This is a genomic window from Photorhabdus aballayi (assembly GCF_026153155.1).
In the GTDB taxonomy this organism is placed as follows: Bacteria; Pseudomonadota; Gammaproteobacteria; order Enterobacterales; family Enterobacteriaceae; genus Photorhabdus; species Photorhabdus luminescens.
Window position 1 is genome coordinate 14,876 of sequence record NZ_JAPFCD010000036.1, and the last position, 21,299, is coordinate 36,174.

General features: G+C 40.0%; 20 protein-coding genes, 1 pseudogene and 1 other annotated feature. Of the genes and pseudogenes, 6 read left to right on the plus strand and 15 right to left on the minus strand.

Annotation, left to right across the window (positions count from 1 at the left end; translation table 11 throughout):
- Window positions 1–12: 12 nt before the first annotated feature.
- From hisD to hisL, 3 genes and pseudogenes are all read right to left on the minus strand, one after another.
- Window positions 13–1,311 (minus strand): annotated as a pseudogene (gene hisD / locus OO184_RS16725) (histidinol dehydrogenase); the annotation flags it as partial.
- Between the two features lie 6 nt (window positions 1,312–1,317).
- Complete coding sequence (gene hisG, locus OO184_RS16730; RefSeq protein WP_265380147.1) at window positions 1,318–2,217, minus strand: ATP phosphoribosyltransferase; 900 nt, start codon at window positions 2,215–2,217, stop codon at window positions 1,318–1,320.
- Window positions 2,218–2,243: 26 nt separating this feature from the next.
- Window positions 2,244–2,367, minus strand: a sequence feature (His leader region).
- A complete protein-coding gene (gene hisL / locus OO184_RS25250) occupies window positions 2,343–2,390 on the minus strand; it encodes a his operon leader peptide (protein ID WP_109791964.1) in 48 nt (15 codons plus the stop codon). It overlaps the preceding feature by 25 nt.
- 283 nt (window positions 2,391–2,673) lie before the next feature.
- On the opposite strand from hisL, the gene OO184_RS16735 reads away from it, so the two are divergent.
- Complete coding sequence (locus tag OO184_RS16735; protein WP_265380148.1) at window positions 2,674–3,501, plus strand: SDR family oxidoreductase; 828 nt, start codon at window positions 2,674–2,676, stop codon at window positions 3,499–3,501.
- A gap of 6 nt (window positions 3,502–3,507) precedes the next feature.
- On the opposite strand, the gene OO184_RS16740 is transcribed toward OO184_RS16735, so the two are convergent.
- Window positions 3,508–4,128, minus strand: a complete 621-nt coding sequence (locus OO184_RS16740) for a glutathione S-transferase family protein (protein WP_265380149.1) — start codon at window positions 4,126–4,128, stop codon at window positions 3,508–3,510.
- 306 nt (window positions 4,129–4,434) lie between these two features.
- Between OO184_RS16740 and OO184_RS16745 the strand changes: the two genes are divergently transcribed.
- Complete coding sequence (locus OO184_RS16745) at window positions 4,435–5,640, plus strand: serine hydrolase (RefSeq protein WP_376712569.1); 1,206 nt, start codon at window positions 4,435–4,437, stop codon at window positions 5,638–5,640.
- Window positions 5,641–5,718: 78 nt separating this feature from the next.
- On the opposite strand, the gene OO184_RS16750 is transcribed toward OO184_RS16745, so the two are convergent.
- From OO184_RS16750 to OO184_RS16760, 3 genes are all read right to left on the minus strand, one after another.
- A complete protein-coding gene (locus OO184_RS16750; RefSeq protein WP_265380150.1) occupies window positions 5,719–6,573 on the minus strand; it encodes a hypothetical protein in 855 nt (284 codons plus the stop codon).
- 711 nt (window positions 6,574–7,284) lie between these two features.
- Window positions 7,285–7,641: a hypothetical protein gene (locus OO184_RS16755; RefSeq protein WP_139655028.1), complete on the minus strand. Its 357-nt coding sequence runs from the start codon at window positions 7,639–7,641 to the stop codon at window positions 7,285–7,287.
- A gap of 1,147 nt (window positions 7,642–8,788) precedes the next feature.
- Entirely contained in the window at window positions 8,789–9,103 is a 315-nt protein-coding gene (locus OO184_RS16760; RefSeq protein WP_074524987.1) for a Cro/Cl family transcriptional regulator, read from the minus strand.
- Between the two features lie 884 nt (window positions 9,104–9,987).
- Between OO184_RS16760 and OO184_RS16765 the strand changes: the two genes are divergently transcribed.
- The gene (locus tag OO184_RS16765; protein WP_265380151.1) at window positions 9,988–10,812 is read left to right on the plus strand and encodes a hypothetical protein; all 825 of its coding nucleotides are present in this window, start codon (window positions 9,988–9,990) and stop codon (window positions 10,810–10,812) included.
- A 73-nt stretch (window positions 10,813–10,885) separates the two neighbouring features.
- Here the strand turns inward: OO184_RS16765 and OO184_RS16770 are convergent, their stop codons facing one another.
- The 3 genes from OO184_RS16770 to OO184_RS16780 form a co-directional block, all read right to left on the minus strand.
- Entirely contained in the window at window positions 10,886–12,184 is a 1,299-nt protein-coding gene (locus tag OO184_RS16770; protein WP_049585196.1) for an HAAAP family serine/threonine permease, read from the minus strand.
- Window positions 12,185–13,226: 1,042 nt separating this feature from the next.
- A complete protein-coding gene (gene ybjG / locus OO184_RS16775; RefSeq protein WP_265380152.1) occupies window positions 13,227–13,835 on the minus strand; it encodes an undecaprenyl-diphosphate phosphatase in 609 nt (202 codons plus the stop codon).
- A gap of 661 nt (window positions 13,836–14,496) precedes the next feature.
- Complete coding sequence (locus OO184_RS16780; RefSeq protein WP_011145878.1) at window positions 14,497–14,757, minus strand: GrxA family glutaredoxin; 261 nt, start codon at window positions 14,755–14,757, stop codon at window positions 14,497–14,499.
- Between the two features lie 190 nt (window positions 14,758–14,947).
- On the opposite strand from OO184_RS16780, the gene OO184_RS16785 reads away from it, so the two are divergent.
- From OO184_RS16785 to rlmC, 3 genes are all read left to right on the plus strand, one after another.
- Entirely contained in the window at window positions 14,948–15,244 is a 297-nt protein-coding gene (locus tag OO184_RS16785) for a YbjC family protein (protein ID WP_265380153.1), read from the plus strand.
- Between the two features lie 107 nt (window positions 15,245–15,351).
- Window positions 15,352–15,864 carry a type III secretion system chaperone family protein gene (locus OO184_RS16790; RefSeq protein ID WP_139655022.1) on the plus strand — a complete coding sequence of 171 codons (513 nt, stop codon included), beginning with the start codon at window positions 15,352–15,354 and terminating at the stop codon, window positions 15,862–15,864.
- A gap of 24 nt (window positions 15,865–15,888) precedes the next feature.
- Window positions 15,889–17,022: a 23S rRNA (uracil(747)-C(5))-methyltransferase RlmC gene (gene rlmC, locus OO184_RS16795; RefSeq protein ID WP_265380154.1), complete on the plus strand. Its 1,134-nt coding sequence runs from the start codon at window positions 15,889–15,891 to the stop codon at window positions 17,020–17,022.
- A gap of 51 nt (window positions 17,023–17,073) precedes the next feature.
- Here rlmC and artM read toward each other — a convergent pair whose 3' ends face one another.
- The 5 genes from artM to OO184_RS16820 all read right to left on the minus strand — a co-directional run bounded on the left by artM (window position 17,074) and on the right by OO184_RS16820 (window position 21,160).
- Window positions 17,074–17,742: an arginine ABC transporter permease ArtM gene (gene artM / locus OO184_RS16800; RefSeq protein WP_265380155.1), complete on the minus strand. Its 669-nt coding sequence runs from the start codon at window positions 17,740–17,742 to the stop codon at window positions 17,074–17,076.
- On the minus strand, window positions 17,742–18,458 hold the full coding sequence (artQ, locus tag OO184_RS16805; protein WP_265380156.1) for an arginine ABC transporter permease ArtQ: 717 nt from the start codon (window positions 18,456–18,458) through the stop codon (window positions 17,742–17,744). The genes artM and artQ overlap by 1 nt, the downstream gene beginning before the upstream one ends.
- A gap of 14 nt (window positions 18,459–18,472) precedes the next feature.
- The gene (artJ, locus tag OO184_RS16810) at window positions 18,473–19,207 is read right to left on the minus strand and encodes an arginine ABC transporter substrate-binding protein (RefSeq protein WP_265380157.1); all 735 of its coding nucleotides are present in this window, start codon (window positions 19,205–19,207) and stop codon (window positions 18,473–18,475) included.
- A gap of 19 nt (window positions 19,208–19,226) precedes the next feature.
- Window positions 19,227–19,955, minus strand: coding sequence for an arginine ABC transporter ATP-binding protein ArtP (artP, locus tag OO184_RS16815; RefSeq protein ID WP_265380158.1), 729 nt, complete (start codon window positions 19,953–19,955; stop codon window positions 19,227–19,229).
- A 305-nt stretch (window positions 19,956–20,260) separates the two neighbouring features.
- Window positions 20,261–21,160 (minus strand): LysO family transporter, encoded by a 900-nt coding sequence (locus OO184_RS16820; protein WP_265380159.1) that lies wholly within the window; start codon window positions 21,158–21,160, stop codon window positions 20,261–20,263.
- Window positions 21,161–21,299 lie beyond the last annotated feature (139 nt).

Genomic DNA, 21,299 nt, shown 5'->3' on the forward strand with positions numbered 1-21,299 from the left:
CTTACCTACAGTGTTCAATGCAGCCACACGCAAAGTGACAGCGTTTTTATGAGCGGTCAGTTGTTCCGCTTGCGCTAGTGTTTCAATGGTCTGAGATAGGTTCAGTAACCCTTGAGGCGTCAATTGCTGAATCGTCATACGTTTTAGGAAATCTGCCAGACCAAGGCTGGAATAGGTTGAGGTGTAGCCATAAGTGGGTAATACGTGATTGGTTCCTGATGCGTAATCTCCCGCAGATTCCGGCGACCAGTCACCGAGGAAAACCGAACCGGCGCTAGTGATTTTTTCAACTAATTGTTCTGGCTGACGGGTTTGGATAATAAGGTGTTCTGGGCCATAGCGGTTGCTGATTTCTACACACTGTTGCAGGCTTGTTGTCACAATAATCCGGCTGTGCGCTAAGGCCTTGGCGGCAATCTGATTGCGGGGAAGCAGGGTAAGCTGTTTTTCGACTTCTGCTATCACTTTTCTGGCTAATGCTTCATCAGGCGTAACCAATATTACTTGTGAGTCAGGGCCATGTTCTGCTTGTGAAAGTAAATCGGCAGCCGCAAAGATGGGGTTTGCCTCCTCGTCGGCAATAATAAGCAGTTCCGATGGGCCGGCAGGCATATCAATGGCGGCACCCTCTACGCGCTGACTAACTTGTCTTTTGGCTTCGGTAACATAAGCGTTGCCTGGGCCAAAAATCTTATCTACTTTGGGCACGGATTCTGTTCCGAATGCCATAGCGGCAATGGCTTGAGCGCCGCCAATCTGGAATATTTCCGTAATTCCACACAGGGTGGCTGCATAGAGAATTTCATTGGCAATCGGTGGTGGGGAGCAAAGTATAACTTTATGACAACCCGCTATTTGAGCAGGTGTTCCGAGCATCAAAACGGTAGAAAGTAATGGTGCGGAACCTCCGGGGATATAGAGCCCGACAGAATCAATAGGCCGTGTTACTTGTTGGCAATAGACCCCCGGTTGGGTTTCTACTTCGATCTTTATAGGCTTCTGCGCTTCGTGGAAAACGCGGATATTATTCATGGCTTGTTGCATTGCCTGTTTAATGTCGTCATTCAGGCTGTTTTCCGCAGCGGCTACCTTTTCCGGTGAAATACGGATATTTTCAATAACCGTTTTGTCGAAACGGCGGCTGAATTCACGCAGAGTGTGATCGCCATACTCTTTTACCGCATGCAGAATTTGCTCCACGGTACGGGAGATTTCTTCGGAAGCCGAAATAGCAGGGCGTGTTAATAAAGCGCTTTGTTGTTCGTCATGACATTCCTGCCAATGGATCAAGGTATCGAAATGGTGAGTCATTTTCGTTTACTCCATCATCTTTTCAATTGGCAACACTAAAATGGAGCTGGCGCCAAGGGATTTAAGTTTCTCCATCGTTTCCCAAAACAGTGTTTCACTGCTTACCATGTGCATGGCAACGCGGTTTTGATCCCCCGCCAGCGGTAGAATTGTTGGACGTTCTGCCCCGGGCAGCAGAGCAATCACTTCTTCGAGTTTTGCACTGGGTGCGTGCAACATGATGTATTTGGATTCACGGGCCTGAATCACCCCTTGAATGCGGGTCAACAGTTTTTCAATCAGTTGCTGTTTATCGGCGGGCATTTCACCATCACGTTGAATAAGACAGGCTTTGGAACGATAGATAATTTCGACTTCCCGCAGACCATTCGCTTCCAGTGTTGCACCAGTTGAAACCAGATCGCAGATGGCATCGGCCAACCCGGCGCGGGGGGCAACTTCAACCGAGCCATTTAGCAGACAGGATTTAAAGTGGATTTTTTTCTGATCGAGATAACGTTTTAACAGGTGAGGGTAAGAGGTTGCGATACGGGCATTTTGTAAACATTCGACGCCGGTATAGTTGTAGTCTAGGGGGGCAGCCAGTGAAAGGTGACAGGTGCCGAAATCAAGACGGCGTAAGGTGAAATAACGTGGATCTTCTCCTTGAGCGCGACGGCTTAATAGCTCTTCTTCCAGCACATTTTCACCGATAATACCCAGATCGACGACGCCATCCATAACCAGCCCTGGAATATCGTCATCACGTACCCGCAAGATATCAATTGGCATATTTTCCGCGAATGCAATTAGGCGCTGTTGTTGCAGATTGATTTTGATACCACAACGAGCCAGTAATTCTCGTGAATCTTCGCTTAGTCGGCCTGACTTCTGCATTGCGATACGTAAACGTGATTTATCTAACATTTTTATCCCCACTTAAAATCGGAAACATAAAAAAAACCCCGGAAGGATTCTTCCGAGGGTTTTTATCGCATTCATGCCACCGGAAGACCCGCTAAACGTCTTCCAGCACACAACCGCCTGAAAGACTAATCAGGATGATGATGGTGGTAATGGCTAAATTGAATGCGGATCATAATGGTTTCTCTTTAATTTATTCTTGCTATTAGTGACTGTTTGCTGCCGGTTGATTTTACTCACTAACCAGCAGAGGTTGAATTTTTTGCTCGCTATTCAACCTATACGATTTGATGCTCTAAAAGCAATCTATTTTTTTAACAATAAATTTATATTGCAATAATATTTTGTTTTTACTTGAAAAATTTTTTTATGGGAGAAATACAGTACCAATAATAACAGTGGCTTAATGTTCAAATTGTTTGCATAATCAAAATAATATCAGGCATAGAAGGAGTGGTGATGAAAAAAGTTTCCATTATCGGTCTGGGTTGGTTGGGGATGCCATTAGCCAAGGCGTTGAGTCGTAGTGGTATACAGGTTGTTGGCAGTAAAACGACGCCGGATGGTGTAGAGGCAGCACGTATGTCTGGTATCGAATGTTATTTGTTACAACTGGAACCTCAAATCAATTGTGCGCTTGATGATTTAGAGCAACTGATGGTAGCCGATGTGATGATCATCACTTTACCGGCAAGCCACACTGCGGGTGGCGGTTATAACTATATTAGGGCAGTTCAGTTAATTGTCGATACTGCGCTTTCATACTCTGTGCCAAGGATTATTTTCACCAGTTCTACTTCTGTTTATGGTTTTGTTGCTGGCAATCTCAATGAAGATGCGCCTTTTTGCCCTGAAACATCTTCCGCTCAGGCGTTGGTTGAATTAGAGAATTGGTTGCACAAACTGCCCAATATTTCCGTTGATATTTTACGTTTAGCTGGTTTGGTAGGCAGTGGTCGTCATGCCGGGCGTTTTCTGGCGGGAAAAAAGGAAGTTAAAGGGGGTAATCAGCCGGTTAATTTAGTTCATCAGGATGATGTTATTTCAGCCATTAACTTATTAATTCAGCGGACTAAAGGTGGGCATATTTATAATTTATGCGCACCTGTTCATCCAACCAAAGCTGAATTTTATCCTAAGGCCAGTAATCAGCTTGATTTAGTTCCACCTGAGTTTTCCAGAGAAGAAACTCAGGTGGGAAGCCGGATTGTTGATGGCAGCCGTATTTGCCGGGAGTTAGGATTTAAGTATCAATATCCCGATCCTAGATGGATGCCAATGAGCTGATTTTTTTCAACTTAATTCAATCATGACAATTTCTTTGAACGCTGGTCTTTCTGCCATTAATTGGTACCAGCGTTCAATATTTGGCAGAGATGGACGTTTGATTGGAATATTAAGCCAGGGATAAATCATTGGTCCTAAGACAATATCAGCCATGCCAAATTTATTGCCAGAAAGATATTTCTGTTCTGCCAGAATGTTATCGAGCACTTTCATTAGTTTTTCGATTTCAGTCAGGGTTTGCTCTATTTGTTTTTGATCCCGTTCTGCTTCCGGTGTGCGAATGAAACCGATCATGAGTTGTCGGATGTGAGGAAACAGATGTGAACCAACCCAATCCATCCATTTGTCTGCGTTTGCTCTTTCTTGTAGATCTTGTGGATAAAGCCCATCTTTACCAAATTTTGCGGCAAGATAACGAACAATTGCGTTAGATTCCCACAAAATAAAATCGCCCTCCTGTAAACAAGGGATTTTTCCATTCGGATTCATTTTCAGATATTGCGGGTCATCCAGTTTGCCAAATTTACCGCCAATATCTACTTGATTATACGGTACATTAAGTTCTTTCAGACACCAGAGCACTTTTTTTACATTGGAAGAGTTTTTACGGCCCCAAATGGTCAGCATGAGCTTCTCCTTGGATCGGGATAATAAGAAAGTTTTTTACTTGCTACCAATAATGCTTTATACCCGTTATCTTTCAAGTTGCCTCTTTGTTGGCTGCACTCGCTCACCCCGGTCACATAGTTTGCTATGCTCCCGGGGATTCACTCCCTTGCCGTCGCGATGCATCTTGAAATCCATAGGGTATATCAGATTAAATGAAAACCAATGATCAGCACAATCTTTACACTGTTTACGTTGGTTTCTTGTCGTACAACATTTTATATTAATAAGAATTTGACATTTTTTCTTATTAAATAAAGGGGAACGATGATGAAGAAAAGTCTGGCGATGACGATGAAATGTGTTATTGCGGTGCTGACAGTGGCATCAATGGTAAGTGCTCGTGTTTATGCATCGGATGAACCTATCGTTCCACCCGTGGACGCTAGAGCTTATGTATTAATGGATTATGACAGCGGTAAAATTCTGGCGGCGGGTAATCCCGATGAGCGGCTTGATCCCGCCAGTCTGACAAAAATTATGACCAGTTATGTTGTTGGTCAGGCGATAAAAGCGGGAAAAATCACGTCAGAAGATATGGTTACTGTGGGAAAAGATGCTTGGGCGACGGGTAATCCTATATTGAAAGGCTCTTCGCTCATGTTTCTTAAACCCGGCGACAGGGTAAAAGTGATCGATTTGAATCGTGGCGTTGTTATTCAGTCTGGCAATGATGCCAGCATTGCTTTAGCGGATTATGTGGCGGGGAGTCAGGATGTATTTGTTAGTCTGATGAATAATTATGCAAAAGCGCTTGGGTTGACTAACACCCATTTTCGCACAGTTCATGGATTGGATGCTGAGGGACAGTTCAGTACTGCTCGTGATATGGCGATATTGAGTCAGGCCATGATCCGTGATGTTCCTGATGAGTATGCCTTGCATAAAGAGAAAACATTCACCTTTAATAAAATCCAACAGCCTAACCGTAATCGATTGTTGTGGAATAAGAATATGAATGTTGATGGTGTGAAAACAGGATATACCGGCGGTGCCGGTTATAACCTGGTTGCTTCAGCGACAGAGGGACCTATGCGGCTGATTTCTGTTGTGTTAGGCGCGCCAAGTGATCGGGTTCGTTTCGCCGAAAGTGAAAAATTACTTGCATGGGGACTCCGTTTTTATGAAACAGTGACGCCCATTAAAGCTAGCGAACCGTTTGTTTCAGAAAAGGTTTGGTATGGCGATCGTTCAGATGTTGCTCTTGGCGTGGAAAAAGATGCGGCAATTACCATTCCTCGTGGGCAGCTAAAAAATCTGAAAGCCAGTTACACGTTAAATCAGATGCCATTGACAGCGCCTTTGGTGAAAAATCAGGTTGTCGGTGTGATTAATTTCCAATTGGGGGATAAGGTGGTTGAACAACGTCCTTTGGTGGTTAAGGAGGCGGTGGAGGAAGGTGGCTTTTTCAGTCGCATATGGGATTTGATTGTGATGAAAGTAGGTGGTTGGTTTAAGGCGATTTTTGGTTGATTTGGCGTCAAAATGGGATTTATGCGGCAGGTTGGGTGGCATTTTAGGGCGCGGCATTTTGCCGCGCACGTTTTACACTTATTTTTTTCCATCTAGAGAGCAACGTTTGCTGTTTTTTACCGCAGATCCGTTATATCGGCCTTTGAATAACAAGACACCATCAGGTTTATCTTGCCAGTAAGCCCATAATTCGACCTCAGTTCTAATATGATGCCCAATATTTTCGTAACGAATGTGTGTAGGTGATAAACCTCGATAATTGCGGGTTGACGTTCCTTCATATCGGAGTTCATAGCTATTAGCGAATCCTGTTAAATCGCCACTTCTGAATAGGATACAGGTTGCTACGTCATGAAATTCTACCCATCCATTAAGTGGTTTATTTTCACCTTCAGTTTCTATTTCAAAAACAATGACATTTTTGCCAGTTTCAGTTTTACCAAATACCATCAGCTTTCCATCTTCAATGGGGCGTAATAAGGATATTGAATTCCTTTCTGGGTCGATAATCAAACCACCATATTCAACCCCATTGATATTGGCTGTGTAATTGGAAAAACGACTAACGTTGCCGCCGCCGAAAATAACAAGAGGTTCCTGAGGATTTGAAACATCAAGTTCACCGGCAAAAGGTCGGATAGCATCACCGTCAGAAAAAATCTTTTCACTTTCTCCACTGCCAATAGCACCATATATTTCTATTTTACTGTTCCAGGCAACTTCATCTTTTGCTATAGGAACAATAATGAGGTTCTCAGAAACTAAGATTGGTGGAGATTGGTAAGTAATCCCCTCAAAAATAACATCGTAAACATCAAAAAATTCAACACTGCCTTCAACAAATTTGACGGCTCTATGCCATGCTCCATCGTAGAAATGATCTGTTGCATAACCTGAGGATGGCTTTTTAATACGTTGGCTTTCTTCTGACATTTGATCACCTATTATGAAGAGAAATGAGTGAGAGAAAAATATACCCGTTATCTTTCAAGTTGCCTCTTTGTTGGCTGCACTCACCCCGGTCACATAGTTATCTATGCTCCCAGGGATTCGCTTCCTTGCCGTTGCGATGCATCTTGAAATCCATAGGGTATAGATATTCAAGTATTAAAAATAGTAGTAAGTGTTATTGATATTTGTCAAGAAAATGGGTTTTAATTGGATTTTTATTATTTTATAGGTAATATTAGGTGGGAAATTAATTTTTAAAAAATCAAAATATCAATGTTCATAAATAGATTTAATACAATTGTGTTAATATGTTGTTATTGGGTATATTAAGTATATGATCAATAAATTCATTAGGATTAATTTTAGGTCTGTTATTGTCTTTTTATTATTCTTGTGGGTTTTTATTTTCTATTTGAAATGATTTTTAAATTAATTGAATGTAGATTAATGACATTAAAATAGCATTATTGAAATAAGATATTATTTATTAATTATCGTGAACTTAAAGTGGTGTTGCTAGAACAGGCAGAACCTTGTGATCAAGGTTCTGCCTGGATATGGGAGTCTCTGGTAGAAAAATATTTTTGGTTTTTACCCAATATCAGCTTTGTTCTACCAGAGAAACACTACACTCGATTTTTATTGTAACAATAAGGAATTAGGTGCAGCTATTTAGCAATTTATGACTTTATATTAGGAAGCCAACAATGTTGCGTTGTAGATATAATTGTAACCACCAGGAGAAACCGCTGATGAAGAAGTTATATTTACACGTTTGTTATTACTACAAGCGCTCAGAAGCAGATGATATAGTGCTGCGCCTCTATAGTCCTGAGCATTCCACCATAACAGATAGTTAAATTTGCCGTTAGGGAATTGCATTGTTACAGTTACTTGCAATTGGTTTTGATCAGGAGCTGCCTGAACTGAAGTTACTGTACCAACAGCGAAGTAGTAATTAGGGTTTTGAGGATTTTGAGGGTTTTGAGTAGTTTGTTCTGGTTTATTTTCTGTTACCGCTTCATTAGAAGAAGGATTTACATAGTTCATCGTGTTAACCTTTTAATTTAATGTAATTGAAAAAAAGAATTTTTTACCAAAATGTGCAGAGCAGTAATTTGTCCGCCGAAGAAATATAAGATAATTGGTAATTGTAATCTATATTAAAAGTTTATCTGTGTTATATAATTATTGATGCTGTTAAAATGTTGCCAATAATATATTTCCTCTAAATGGTTATAATAATCAATGGCATCACTCTAATCAAAAAATAATATTGATATTTATTTCATGTTGTTGAAATGAAAAAATTAATGATATGTTCCAATAGGCATTATTTATTCAGGATGTTCTTATTAATAGAGTTTGGGCAATAAAGGGGACTTAGGTATTGAAATGTATGGGCGATATGTAGTGAATGATTTAAATTTTTATTTCCCAGTTAATATTCAGATAAAACATTATGAAATTATTCTTATACTATAATATTTCGCATGTATATATATAGCTGAAATATTTGAAATTAATTCATTTAAATATATTTATGTTTTAATAATACCTGCATGTATGATATTTTATTAATAATTCTAAATTGGAAATGTTATTGATGTAATTATATCTATTGTTAATTATTTACAGTGTACAATGAGGGGATGTTGTTATACCTTATTTTAAAAAATTGAGTGGGGGCTATGTGCTATTCTGGGATTAATTTTCAGGGGGAATATTTTTGGATGAAATTAAATTTTGATAATAATATATTGATATTATCTATATGGAATAGATAACCGGTTAATTAAATTCAATTTATTGAAAGTGTGTTTTCTGTTATTTTTATGAATTTATATTTTTATATTATACCCAATGGATTTCAAGATGCATCGCGACGGCAAGGGAGTGAATCCCCGGGAGCATAGATAACTATGTGACTGGGGTGAACGAATGCAGCCAACAAAGAGGCAGCTTGAAAGATAACGGGTATAAATACAAATAGGCAGGCAGAGCGTTAATATTACGCTCTGCCTTAAATAGGGTAGAATGTGCTGTCATAAAAATCAGCATCATTATACCAGAGAAATGTTGTGCCAAACTCCTATCATAGCCGTACTGTATTTTGCGATTAATGAAATCGCTTCAATCAGGTTGAGTTTCTATTAGGAATCTATTATTTGGCTCAAGCATTTCACAGGCGATTATTTTACATAGAGATTTCTACGCAATTAATATAATCGCAACCGAGAGGACCAACTTTTCCTACGGTGCCTATTTTCACATCTTTCTTACCGCAAAGCGCTTCCATCAGGACTTTATAAATCGCCATGCCTCTATTGTCTAACAGATTCCATTTTAAAAGCATTTCTTCAGATGTGCCATCAAGCATTAATACAGTCACCATGACTTGCATAACTTTGTCTGGCATAATTTTCATTGCAATGATTTTACAGCTACGTAACATTACGTCGTCCATCATATCTTTATCTTTGATCAAAGAAGGATGCATGTCGTTAATCATAATATAAACTCCAAAATATAATTTAATTAATAAATAAACTTATATTATCTCTGAATAAATAACGGAGAACCGTTTGTTTGAGAAATATAAGGTGGTTGGTACTTATACTATAAAAGCAATCTACATAAGAAATTTTTTTACACTAAAAGTATAGGACAGTTAACATTTTTAATTGGCATATAACATTTTCTCTAACACATATAACTATAGGTGCCATTCATAGGTTGTCAAATAAAATTGAGAAAATAATTTAATTAATTGATAAGTAGAGTTATATTGCCAAAAATAGAAAATAAATCATCAACGTAAGAAATATAAAATAATCGGGATTTTTTATATTGCATATAGTTAGATTAAATTAAAATATTATTGGTAATTTATTTGTTTTGAATGATTAGCTTGATAATTAAAAATTTAAATTATATTTTTGATTGTTGTAAGTAAATATGGTCAATTTATTTATTTGAAATTTATATAAATATTAATGTAAATGAGATATTGTGTGTGTTTTTTATAAAAAAAACTTTTCTTTATGAAGTATTGGTCTATTATTTAAAAAACTCAATAGTAAATAAAATAGCAATGTAAATAACTATTTAAATATTAAAGCTAAATTGTATTATAGTAATTTTATATTTATCAATAAAAGAATGTTATTATAAATAAAATAGTTAGAATTCATTATTCTATTGATGCTTATTTCTGGTAGGCGTTAATACATGTATTTAGTGCTTTGTCAGTAATACATTTAAGATAATACTGGGGAGGCAGTTATAAATTGGCATGGCAACATGAAAATATAGTGTTAAGCCATTGTTGGAAAAATAATTATTGTTTTCTAATGGGCGTATAGGCTCACTGTTCTATGATGAAAAGGTGGTTATATGTCGTATCTTGATCCGTTAGCGCTTTCTATCCGTTTCGGAAATCGCAATAATTTAAGTGCTGACAAACGATGGACGGATAAACCTAATCCTCTCCATATGCTTAATCAGGAACAATTTATTTACATTTATGAGGATAGTCTGCACTTTCTTTATGGTCGATATAGGTTCAACTCAAGTAATGGACGCGATAATATTTTGACAGATATACAGGTGTCGAAAATCAAGACCGGGAAATATATTGATCAATATAGTCATGATGAGCAGTATGAGATTCTTGGTCTTCTTGGCGGCATGGGAACATTTCCTTTACATTCAATATTCGGTACGTTCAGAACAGAAGAAGTCGATCTGATTAGTTACTATTTTTATATTGCATATGTATTGACGGGTAATTATTCCGTTCATAATCGTTATTTTTACCAAGGTTATCCAATGGGGCCTAATAACGATGAGGGGTTAGATTATCTTCTTATGTGGAACGCCGTTGATATCATTCCACCACCGTATAAACCGGGTTTGCCACGATATTTCCCGTTGATTAACGGTTATATTCTCTTTCCTTCGGCAACTGAGGCTGTAGTTATCTCTAATATTCCTACCGATGCCAGGTTTATTCGTCTTGAGGAGACTGGCAATAGGTTTCCTTTTGCTGGAGAGATTGCGACCAAGACGCCTTATATCCTGACAGATAAGTTGCGGCAACAATGGGATGAAGAAGAGGAGCAAGGGGTACCAATAGACGAACGTGGATATTTTAACGAGGATGATTTGTGGCAATATGATGAACAGCAGGGGGATTGGGTGAAGTGGGGGGGAGCTTAAATTTTTCCGCTAGCTAGTTCATATCATTATTCGGTTGCTGCTCGTTTGAAGAGAACAGCAACCAAGTGTTTATCTATGCAAACAGTGAGTAGAGAACAGCAGAGATAGCAACTAATCCCATAAAGGCGACAAATACATTACTTAGTTTGCCGCCATATTTGCGCATTGCAGGAACTTTGCGGATTGCATACATTGGCATAATAAACAGCAACATTGCGATAATCGGACCACCTAATCTTTCGATCATTTCCAAAATACTTGGGTTTAGAGTAGCGACAATCCAAGTTGTGACTAACATGAACATGGACGTGATACGATTCAGCTTTTTAGGCTCAATAGTTTTGCCTTGGTCGCGCAATGTCTTAACGACCATACCATTAAAACCTTCACGCGCTCCCAGGTAATGACCAAGGAAAGATTTGGTGATTGCGATAAATGCAATAAATGGAGCAATGTAGGCAATCACTGGTGTATTAAAGTGGTTAGCCAGATAAGACAGAATAGAGATATTTTGTGCTTTAGCTTCTGCCAGGTTTTCTGGAGACAGGCTCAATACGCAGCTAAATACGAAGAACATCACGGTGACAACCATCATGATATGGGCGTATGCCAGAATGCGGGAGCATTTTTTCTCAGCATTTTCGCCATACTCTGCACGTTTTGCTACGGCAAACGCCGAGATAATTGGCGAGTGATTGAAGGAGAACACCATTACCGGGATCGCCAGCCATAGAGTAATAAGCAGCCCATGACTTGCACCTGATGCAGAGATGGTGATGTTTTCAAAGATTGCGGTGTTCCAGTTAGGGATCAGATAGAACGCCAGTAGCATCAGAACGGCAACAAATGGGAATACCAGCACACTCATCGCCTTAACAATAGCCTGTTCGCCGAAACGGACGATGGTCATTACACCAATAATTAGGATCAGAGCCAGCAGGGCACGAGGAGGTGATGGCAGATGTAATTGGTGAACAATAAAGCTGTCTACGGTGTTGGTAATAGCAACACTGTAAACCAAGAGAATCGGGTAGATAGCGAAGAAGTAGAGCAGGGTGATAAGTTTACCTGCCAGGCTGCCAAAGTGCTCTTCTACGACTTCGGTAATATCTTCACCTGGGTTTTTACCCGATAGAACGAAACGACACATCCCGCGATGGGCGAAGAAAGTCATTGGGAAAGCCAGTAGCGCCATCACCAGAAGAGGTAGCAGGCCGCCAATACCAGCGTTGATAGGTAAAAATAATACACCAGCGCCAATCGCGGTACCGTATAAGCCAAGCATCCATACTGTATCTGATTTACGCCAGGTTTTATAATCGCTTGGGCTGGTCGCCTGCGATGCGATCGTACCTGTTTGAGTCATATCCATAGTTATCTCCGAGAATAACGCGGTAAATTAAAAAACGAAATTACAATGCCGCAAGTATGCAATAAATGCAAATACATGTGGCCTAACTCTTTCTTTATAAAAACAATTCTTTATAAAAATAAGTTCTTTAAATATCTTTGGCGTTTATTTGAACGTTTTTATTACCATATTTTGGTCGAAAATTAGACTTTGAATTAATAAGCCAAAATTTTCGCTTTACTTTCTTTTTTGAAAGAAAGTCTGGAAATTTTAAAACCAGACTTTTGATAGCGGCAAGATAGCCATTTTTAGTGAATAGTACCGTGATCATAGTCTCAAATGCAGAATATATCTCGAAAAGTCATCATGTTACGAGATTTAGTGTAATTGTTGCCTAAATATTGCGAATTTTAATGAGGTCAAATTATAACCTTAATTTTTCCATTACTCAACTCTCATTATTCTCTTATGTTTTTGTTATTTCCTGTCTATTTGTTTATATATTAATGAATGAAAATGGCAAATAGAGCAAAGGATTAATAAATTGATAAATATCAATTTGTTATCGAATTTTAAAAATAGGTATCTCTGATGTAATGTTTGTATCTTTGTGAAAGATATATATTAAGATCAGGACAATAGATTAATGGCATCAATAATATGCATGAAAGATATACTCGCTATCTTTTGATCAAGTTTTAATAATCTTCTTCGTTATATATCTATTTACATAGTGATTTATACAGATTTATTGATTTATATGAAAACCATTGAGCTGGATTTAAGCTCAAATAAATGTTAAATGAGGTACAGAATATTACTCTGTTGGTTAACTCATGTGCATTTTGGCATGTAAAATTAGCTAATCATTTCTAATAAAAAGACCTTGATTGAAATAGGGTTTGTGTATCTCAATTCACTATACCCTATGGATTTCAAGATGCATCGCGGCGGCAAGGGAGCGAATCCTTGGGAGCATAGAGAACTATGTGACCGGGGTGAGTGAGTGCAGCCAACAAAGAGGCAACTTGAAAGATAACAGGTATAAGTTGCATTTATGTTACTAGCTCTTTATCCAGCCTTTACGGATAGGAAAAGCGCAGCAACGTTGGTACAGACTATTCAATCTTTTTTGTAAACTTTCACCAGACAGGCTCCATATTATTTGCGCAAAAGTACATGCCATTAGGCTGACGATAAATGCGCCTACCATATCCATCGGCCAATGAACGCCTAAATAAACTCGGGCCCATGCGATAGCCAGTGCAATTGCCATCATGCATAAGCCCGGCCAAATCCTATACCAGAATAAAAAGGATAAAGCGAAAGTGAAGACAGTTGTTCCGTGATGACTTGGGAATGAAGTTGTTGGCGCGTGAGGAAGAAAGTTATAACCAAAACCTTCTGCAAAAGGGCGGTCATGAGGGCAGAGTAAACCGATACAGAATGAGGTTAGCATGGCGAAGCCGAAGGCAATGGTGGTTTTACTGACGATAACCCGATGATAAGGAAGAGTACGCTCTGAACCCCAAAACCAGAAACTAACCAATGTTAGAGGGAAAATAAGAACCAGATATTTTGCTATGAATACCGCCATTGCAATCATGGCTGGTGATGATTCAGGTGTAGCATTGAAAAAAGTAAACAGATCATGATTTATTTGTTCTAACAAATCGGGCCTCACATATAGTCACTTATGTACATCACGATAGTCGGACGCAAGAGAGTAAAGTTGGCCGACTTGTGAGTAAAGCTTAATCGTCTTAATTGTTGGTGTTATTTATGTTTGGTTTATATTTACGTCAAGGAAACATCTGGCGGTCGTCATGATAAAAAAATAAGTATTTTATTGATATATATGATAAAAATATCTGGATTGCCGTGGTGATAGTACAAGTAGTTGATAGTTTGATCATCTGTAGAATTGGTTATGTGTTTATACCCGTTATCTTTCAAGTTGCTTCTTTGTTAGCTGCACTCACTCACCCCGATCACATCGTTATCTATGCTCCCAGGGATTCACTCCCTTGCCGTTGCGATGCATCTTGAAATCCATAGGGTATATAAGCGGCATGTTTTTCAGGCGAGAAAAAAACCCGATAGCCTTAAACCAAAATGGATGACTATCGGGTTCCTCAATATTGGGATATCAAAGAAAAGCAGTGGCATTAATTCAGACTACGATTTGGCAAGAAAGTTCTTCGTGATAAGAAAAAAAATCAGATTTTTTTCAGTTTGATGAAAATAACACTTTTTGCACAAACCAACCGGGTCCACTGCGGTTAATAATCAATGGCGGTTTTTACCACAACAAAGTAGAACGGGAGGTTCGATTATTGTAGCAATTGGTGTTCTTTTACGTATGCTTCGAAGTCTGTACAACCACCGATATGTTTCTCATCAACGAAAATCTGTGGAACGGTTTCTACGGGTTTACCAACTGTTTTTTCCAAATCAGCTTTAGTAATACCTTCTGCGTGAATATCAACATAACGGAAGTCAAAATCATCACGTTGCTCTTTCAGTCGTTCCGCCAGCTCTTTCGCGCGAACACAGTATGGGCAACCAGGACGACCGAAAATCACAGTAAACATATAAATTCCTCTTGGTTATATTAAAATAATGCGGTTTGATGTGTTGTTCATGCTTATTTGATTGCTACTATGCCTGTATGGATTTGTAAAAAAAAGCAGAAATTGCCTTTTGTTTTAATTTGACATACCAATTTTGGCAACAGCGTTTCCGGTAGTATAATGTGGCATCAGGTTATTAAGAGAGGATGTGATGAAAAGTCATCATGGCAGCATGAGTTCATTGGCAGATATGCCAAAACAGGTTATCCTGCTAGAAATTATCGGCATTAGTTGTTTGCTTCTGGCATATTTAACTATTAATGATATTCTTGTCTTAACAGATTTACTAATGACGCCAGAAGCACATGTTGTTATGATTTTCACCGGCGTGGGTTGTTTGGTCCCTGCTGCGGTTAATATCATTTGGCGTGCAGTGTATGGCCTCTCTTTTCTGGGAATTGATCATAAAAAAGAGAGTAAAAATAAGGCAGAAGAAGGCAGAAGATAGTGATAACGGTAGATAAAAATAATTTATCAGTTATTGGTGATAGCGCGATAAAGAATTATTTCGTAAGCTATAGCGCTTTTTCATTTTCCGTTGTATGGGGTTGTTAGATGAGTTCACTTGTCATTCCTGACTTATCAGTATTGCGTGAGTGGTTGGATCAGCTCAAAATTTCCTACTTTGAGTGCGATTCATGCCAAGCGCTGCATCTACCTCATATGCAGAATATTGATGGCTTATTTGATGCCAAAATTGATCTGTTGGACAATGTAATCTTGTTTTCTGCATTGGCTGAAGTTAAACCAACCGCGATTATTCCTCTAATGGCTAATCTAAGCCAGATTAATGCCAGTTCCCTGACAATCAAGGCTTTTCTTGATATTCAGGATGAAAATTTACCGAAATTGGTGGTGTGTCAATCTTTCCTTATTTCAGCCGGGCTGACTTTTTCCCAGTTTTCTCATTTCTTGCAACAGAGCGAAGAGCAGATTGCGGGTGTGATTTTTGAAATTCACAGTAATAACTTGTTGTATATTAATCGCGATATTGAAATTGAGAGTGACATTGAAGAGGAAGAAGAAGCACAAGCTTCTGCTAAGGCGCCGACTTTTACTTTGCACTAATATTTCCAACACGGTCATCCTACAATGCAATGTACGCATTATTCTGCGGGGCATTGTCACTCTTGTCAGTGGCTTGAAAAACCCTATTCTCAGCAGTTAGAAGATAAGCAGCAGAATCTAAAACAGTTATTATCTCAAACCCTTGTGAATCAATGGTTACCTCCAATCGCCAGCCAACCAGGCGCTTTTCGTAATAAAGCCAAAATGGTTGTCAGTGGCAGTGTAGAACGCCCATTATTAGGCATGTTGCATCGTGATGGGACGGCGGTTGATCTGTGCCATTGTCCCCTCTATCCAGCGCATTTTCAGCCTGTATTCGATGTTGTTAAATCGTTCATTGCTTGCGCCGGGTTGACGCCATATAACGTTGCTCGTAAGCGGGGTGAACTGAAATATTTGCTGCTGACGGAAAGTCGCCATAGTGGTGAAATGATGTTGCGTTTTGTACTGCGTTCTGAAACGAAGATTGCTCAATTGGAGCGTGCCTTACCCCGGTTGCGTGAGCAATTGCCACAGCTTACGGTGATCTCTGCTAATATTCAGCCGATCCATATGGCGATCTTGGAGGGAGAAAAAGAGATCCTGTTTACTGAGCAAAAAGCGCTTAAAGAACAGTTCAATGGCATTCCTCTTTACATTCGTCCACATAGCTTTTTCCAGACTAATCCGAAAATGGCTGCTGAATTGTATGCAACAGCGGGGCGTTGGGTTCGTGAACTGAAAATCAGTAGCATGTGGGATCTATTCTGTGGTGTTGGGGGGTTTGGTCTGCATTGTGCAGATAAAAATACCTGTTTAACCGGAATTGAAATTTGCCCTGAAGCCATTGATTGTGCCCGTGATTCGGCAAAAATACTGGGGTTGGAAAATATCGAGTTTCAAGCTTTGGACTCAACACACTTCGCCGTAGCAAAAGATCAAATTCCGCAGTTGGTTTTGGTCAATCCGCCTCGGCGGGGAATTGGTAAGGCGTTGTGCGATTATCTCAGTAAAATGGCGCCGGATTATATTCTTTATTCAAGCTGTAATGCTCAGACAATGGCGAAAGACATTGCTGCACTCGCTAACTATCGTGTAGAAAAGACACAGTTGTTTGATATGTTTCCCCATACCGAGCATTACGAAGTTTTAACGTTATTGAAGTTAAGTCACGATTAAATAACGAAAGAATATGTGGGGATGGGGGTTCCATAGAACGCCCTATCCCGCTTAATCATGGCGCTCAAAAGCGAGTGCACGACGTTCAATCATCCGCATCAGCAAAGTCAGGATGCCGTTAATGCATAGATAAATCACCCCTGCGGCTATAAAAACCATCACATCATAATTACGGCCAAATAGAAGCTGACTGTATCCCATGACTTCCAGCAAAGTAATAGTGCTTGCGAGAGAGGTACTCTTGAAAATCAATACAACTTCGTTGGAATAGGAAGATAACGCCCGTTTAAATGCATAAGGCAGTAAGATTCGCATAGATTGTGCTTTAGACATGCCCAATGCTTGACAGGATTGCCACTGACCAGCAGGAATGGCCTTTACCGCGCCATAGAATAGCAGCGTAGAATATGCTGCGCTGTTAAGCGCCAGTGTTACCATTGCGCACAGCCAGGGTTCAGACAGTAATTGCCAAAGCCACGGGTACGCTTTTATGGATGGAAATTGTCCAGGTCCGTAATAAATCAGAAAGAACTGCACCAGCAAAGGGGTACCGGTGAACAGAGTAATGTAGGTTTTTACCAGTTGTGTCAGTACCGGCAATTTCAGGGTCAGAACCATAGTGAACAGAACGGACATCATGAAAGCAACAAAAAGCGCTGTGATAGTCAGGCTTAGACTGGTTGTCAGCCCCGGCAAAATCTGTTGGATATACTCAAGCATTAGGAAACACTCCGATCAAAGCGGGTGGTATGCATCTCAATTTTCTTTAGAATAAATTGACTGAGTAAAGTGATGGCTAGATAGATAAGCGCCACAATCATATACCAGGTAAAGGGTTCCTGAGTCCGTGTGGCAATACTTTTGGTTTGTTGCATCAGATCATTCACACTGATAAGCGATACCAGCGCGGTGTCTTTCAGCAAAACTAACCATTGGTTGCCGAGCCCGGGCAGAGCATGTCGCCACATTTGGGGCATAATCAGGCGGAAAAATATTTCAGCGCGACCAAGACCTAATGCCTGACCGGCTTCCCATTGGCCGACAGGAATGGCTTTTATCGCACCACGGAGTGTCTGGGATGCATAGGCTGAGTAGAGCAGGGAAAGTGCAACGACACCACAAAGAAAGGGGCTGACATAAAAGTCTTGAATATCTATCTGAACCCTGGGATGCCAGAAGATAAGATAAATATCAAAGCCATCAGCCAGTATTATGAGAAGTTGTGATGCGCCGAAGTAGACGAACAGCACGACCAAAATTTCCGGTAATCCTCTGAACAGAGTGACCCAACAGGTGCCAAGTATGGCGAAGGGTTTCCAGCGGGCTGATTCCCAGGCAGCAAATAGCATGGCTAAAATCAGACCAAGCACTAATGCAGACACGGCAAGGCCGACGGTGATGCCGGCGGCGCTTGTTAGAGATTGGAATTCATTCATGGAGATTCAACGACTTATTTAAACCATTTTTTGTAGATGATGTCATAAGTGCCATCTCGTTTGATGTCTGCGAGTGCTTTATTCAGCTTATCTTGCAGATCTTTGTTACCTTTACGAACGGCAATACCTAAACCGATACCAAAGTAATTTTTGTCAGTAACTTTTTTACCGATGGTATTTAAGTTTTCATTCTTTTTCAGCCATTCGTTAACAACGGCAGTGTCACCGAAAACGGCGTCCAGACGGCCATTTTTCAGATCCAGAATCGCATTTTGATAGCTGTCATAAGGAACGGTTTTAATCTCTTTGCGTTGCTCCATCAGATACTTCTGATGAGTTGTCCCATTCTGGATACCCACAAGTTTACCTTTCAGCTCTGCAACGCTGGAGATTTTACCTTTAACGGAGATAAAAACCGCTGAGTTGTCGTAATAAGTGTTAGTAAAATCAACCTGCTTTTGGCGCTCAGGGGTGATATCAATACCGGCGGCTAAAGCGTCGAAGCGGCGGAATTTCAGACTGGGGATCAAACTGTCAAAGGATTGGTTAGTGAAGGTACATGTGGCATTAATTTTCTCACAGAGTGCATTGACCAAATCGACATCAAAACCCTGAATTTTATTATTTGCATCGATGAACTCAAACGGAGGATAAGTGGCTTCTGTAGCAAAACGAATGGTCTCTTTTTCCGTGGCGGTTGCAGATAAAGTTACTGTGCCTAAGAGGGCTGCAAAAAGTAGTTTTTTCATCGCTATATCCTATTAATAGTTAGTGTGATAGATAATTAGCAAAGGCTTTGGTTTGTGGTTGCGTAAAATGGCTGATATCACCTTGTTCTATAATGCGGCCGTTTTCCATATATACGACACGGCTTGCGGCCTTACGGGCGATTTCCACTTCATGGGTAACGATAATCTGCGTAATGCCCGTTGCTGATAATTCATGGATGATATTGACAACCTGTGCTGTGATTTCTGGGTCCAGCGCTGCCGTTGGTTCATCAAATAATAAAACCTGGGGTTCCATCATTAATGCGCGTGCGATAGCGACTCGTTGCTGTTGCCCTCCAGATAAATGTTGTGGGAAGCGGCCGGCAAAATTATCTAAGCGTAAACGAGAAAGGAGCTTATTCGCTTTTTCCTGTGCCTGTTGCTTGGATAAACTCAATACGCGACAAGGCGCTTCGATCAGGTTATCCATAACGGTAAGGTGGGGCCATAAGTGATATTGCTGAAAGACCATACCTACATTTTGGCGTAGAGAACGAATCTCCTTTGTTCCTGGCGTTTGTTCGAAATCGAATTGATGATTAGCAATATGCAACTGGCCGGAGCGGGGTATTTCCAGCAGGTTTAATACTCGCAACAACGTACTTTTACCTGCACCGCTTGGCCCTAGCAAAACCATCGTTTCCCCTGGAGAACACTCAAGATTAATATCAAACAGCGCTTGATGGGCGCCGTAATAGCAATCAATGCTTTTTAGTTGAATACTCATGCTTTAATTCTGAATAGTCAATGATTTGGTCCGATGCTAAACCCGTTAGCATAATTATGCAACATCTTATGAATAGAATATTATTAATTGATATTTCAATTACATACCTGATTAACGCGTTCTATTCTTTCCTTGTGTAATTTGTCAGCAAAAGCTTATTTATTCTGTTGCCATACTGAAGAAAGATGAACAGGCCACAATATAGGTAAGCATGAGAATAAGTAACCGCTGCTGACGACTTATGACCATGAAACGTTCGAACCGTTATTCATGGCATCAAGTATTAATTGTGGCTCAAATCTTGGTTAAGTAAAGAATGCCATCAGTAAGGGGGCGAGCAAACTCAGCACAAAACCGTGAACTATTGCTGCTGGAACAATACTGACTCCTCCGCACCGTTGTAATACTGGCAAGGTAAAATCCATCGATGTCGCACCGCTTAATCCTATAGCGCTTGAGCGATATCGATTGATTAGAACTGGAATTAGCATAATTGCCACCAGTTCGCGCACCAGATCATTAAAGAATGCGGCACTGCCGATTACCGGCCCGTAAGCGTCGGAAAGTAAGATGCCAGAAAGGGAATACCAGCCGTAACCAGAAGCTAACGCTAAACCTGTTTTCATTGGCAGCCCGAGAATAAGTGCTGCGATAGCACCGCCGATAAGCGCGCTGATAGCAATGACAACCGCAATAATGGTACCACGACGGTTTAGCAGTATCTGTTTCAGGCTCATACTGCTGTTACGTAATTGAATACCGACGAGTAACAACAAAACGATTAAGGCAATTTCACTGGCATGATTGGAGAAGTGCAGCCATGACCAGCCAGTAAGCCCAAATAGGAAACCTAAAATCAGCACGCCACATAATTTCAGTGATTCAAAAATCATATGTAAACGGGAAGGGGGTTTTTCCTGTTTATGCGGGCTAATAATCCAAGGATCGCGTTTTTCAAGCAGGAATAGTGCTAGCATATTAGCTGTAAAAATACATAAAAAAAATGTTATCGCGTATTGAAAGATAGAGAAGAGGTTACGGCCTAAATCGTCTAACAAAGCCAGGCTGATTCCCATTAAAAACAGGATGATATAGACCATCGCGTTAAGAAGGTGATGAACTGCATTTAACAGTGCTTTATTATTCAAATGAATAAGATAGCCTAGCGTTAACGGCAAAAGAATGATCAGCATCCCAGAGTACATAATTAACATCCTTTAAAACGGTTAACGTTTTTTTATCCAAATTTAGTATAAAAATCGGTTGTAAAGACTATAAAGATAAAAGATAACAATTTTTTTACATTAAGAGAATAGCCAGGATAGAGTGAAGTCTGTTGTTGCT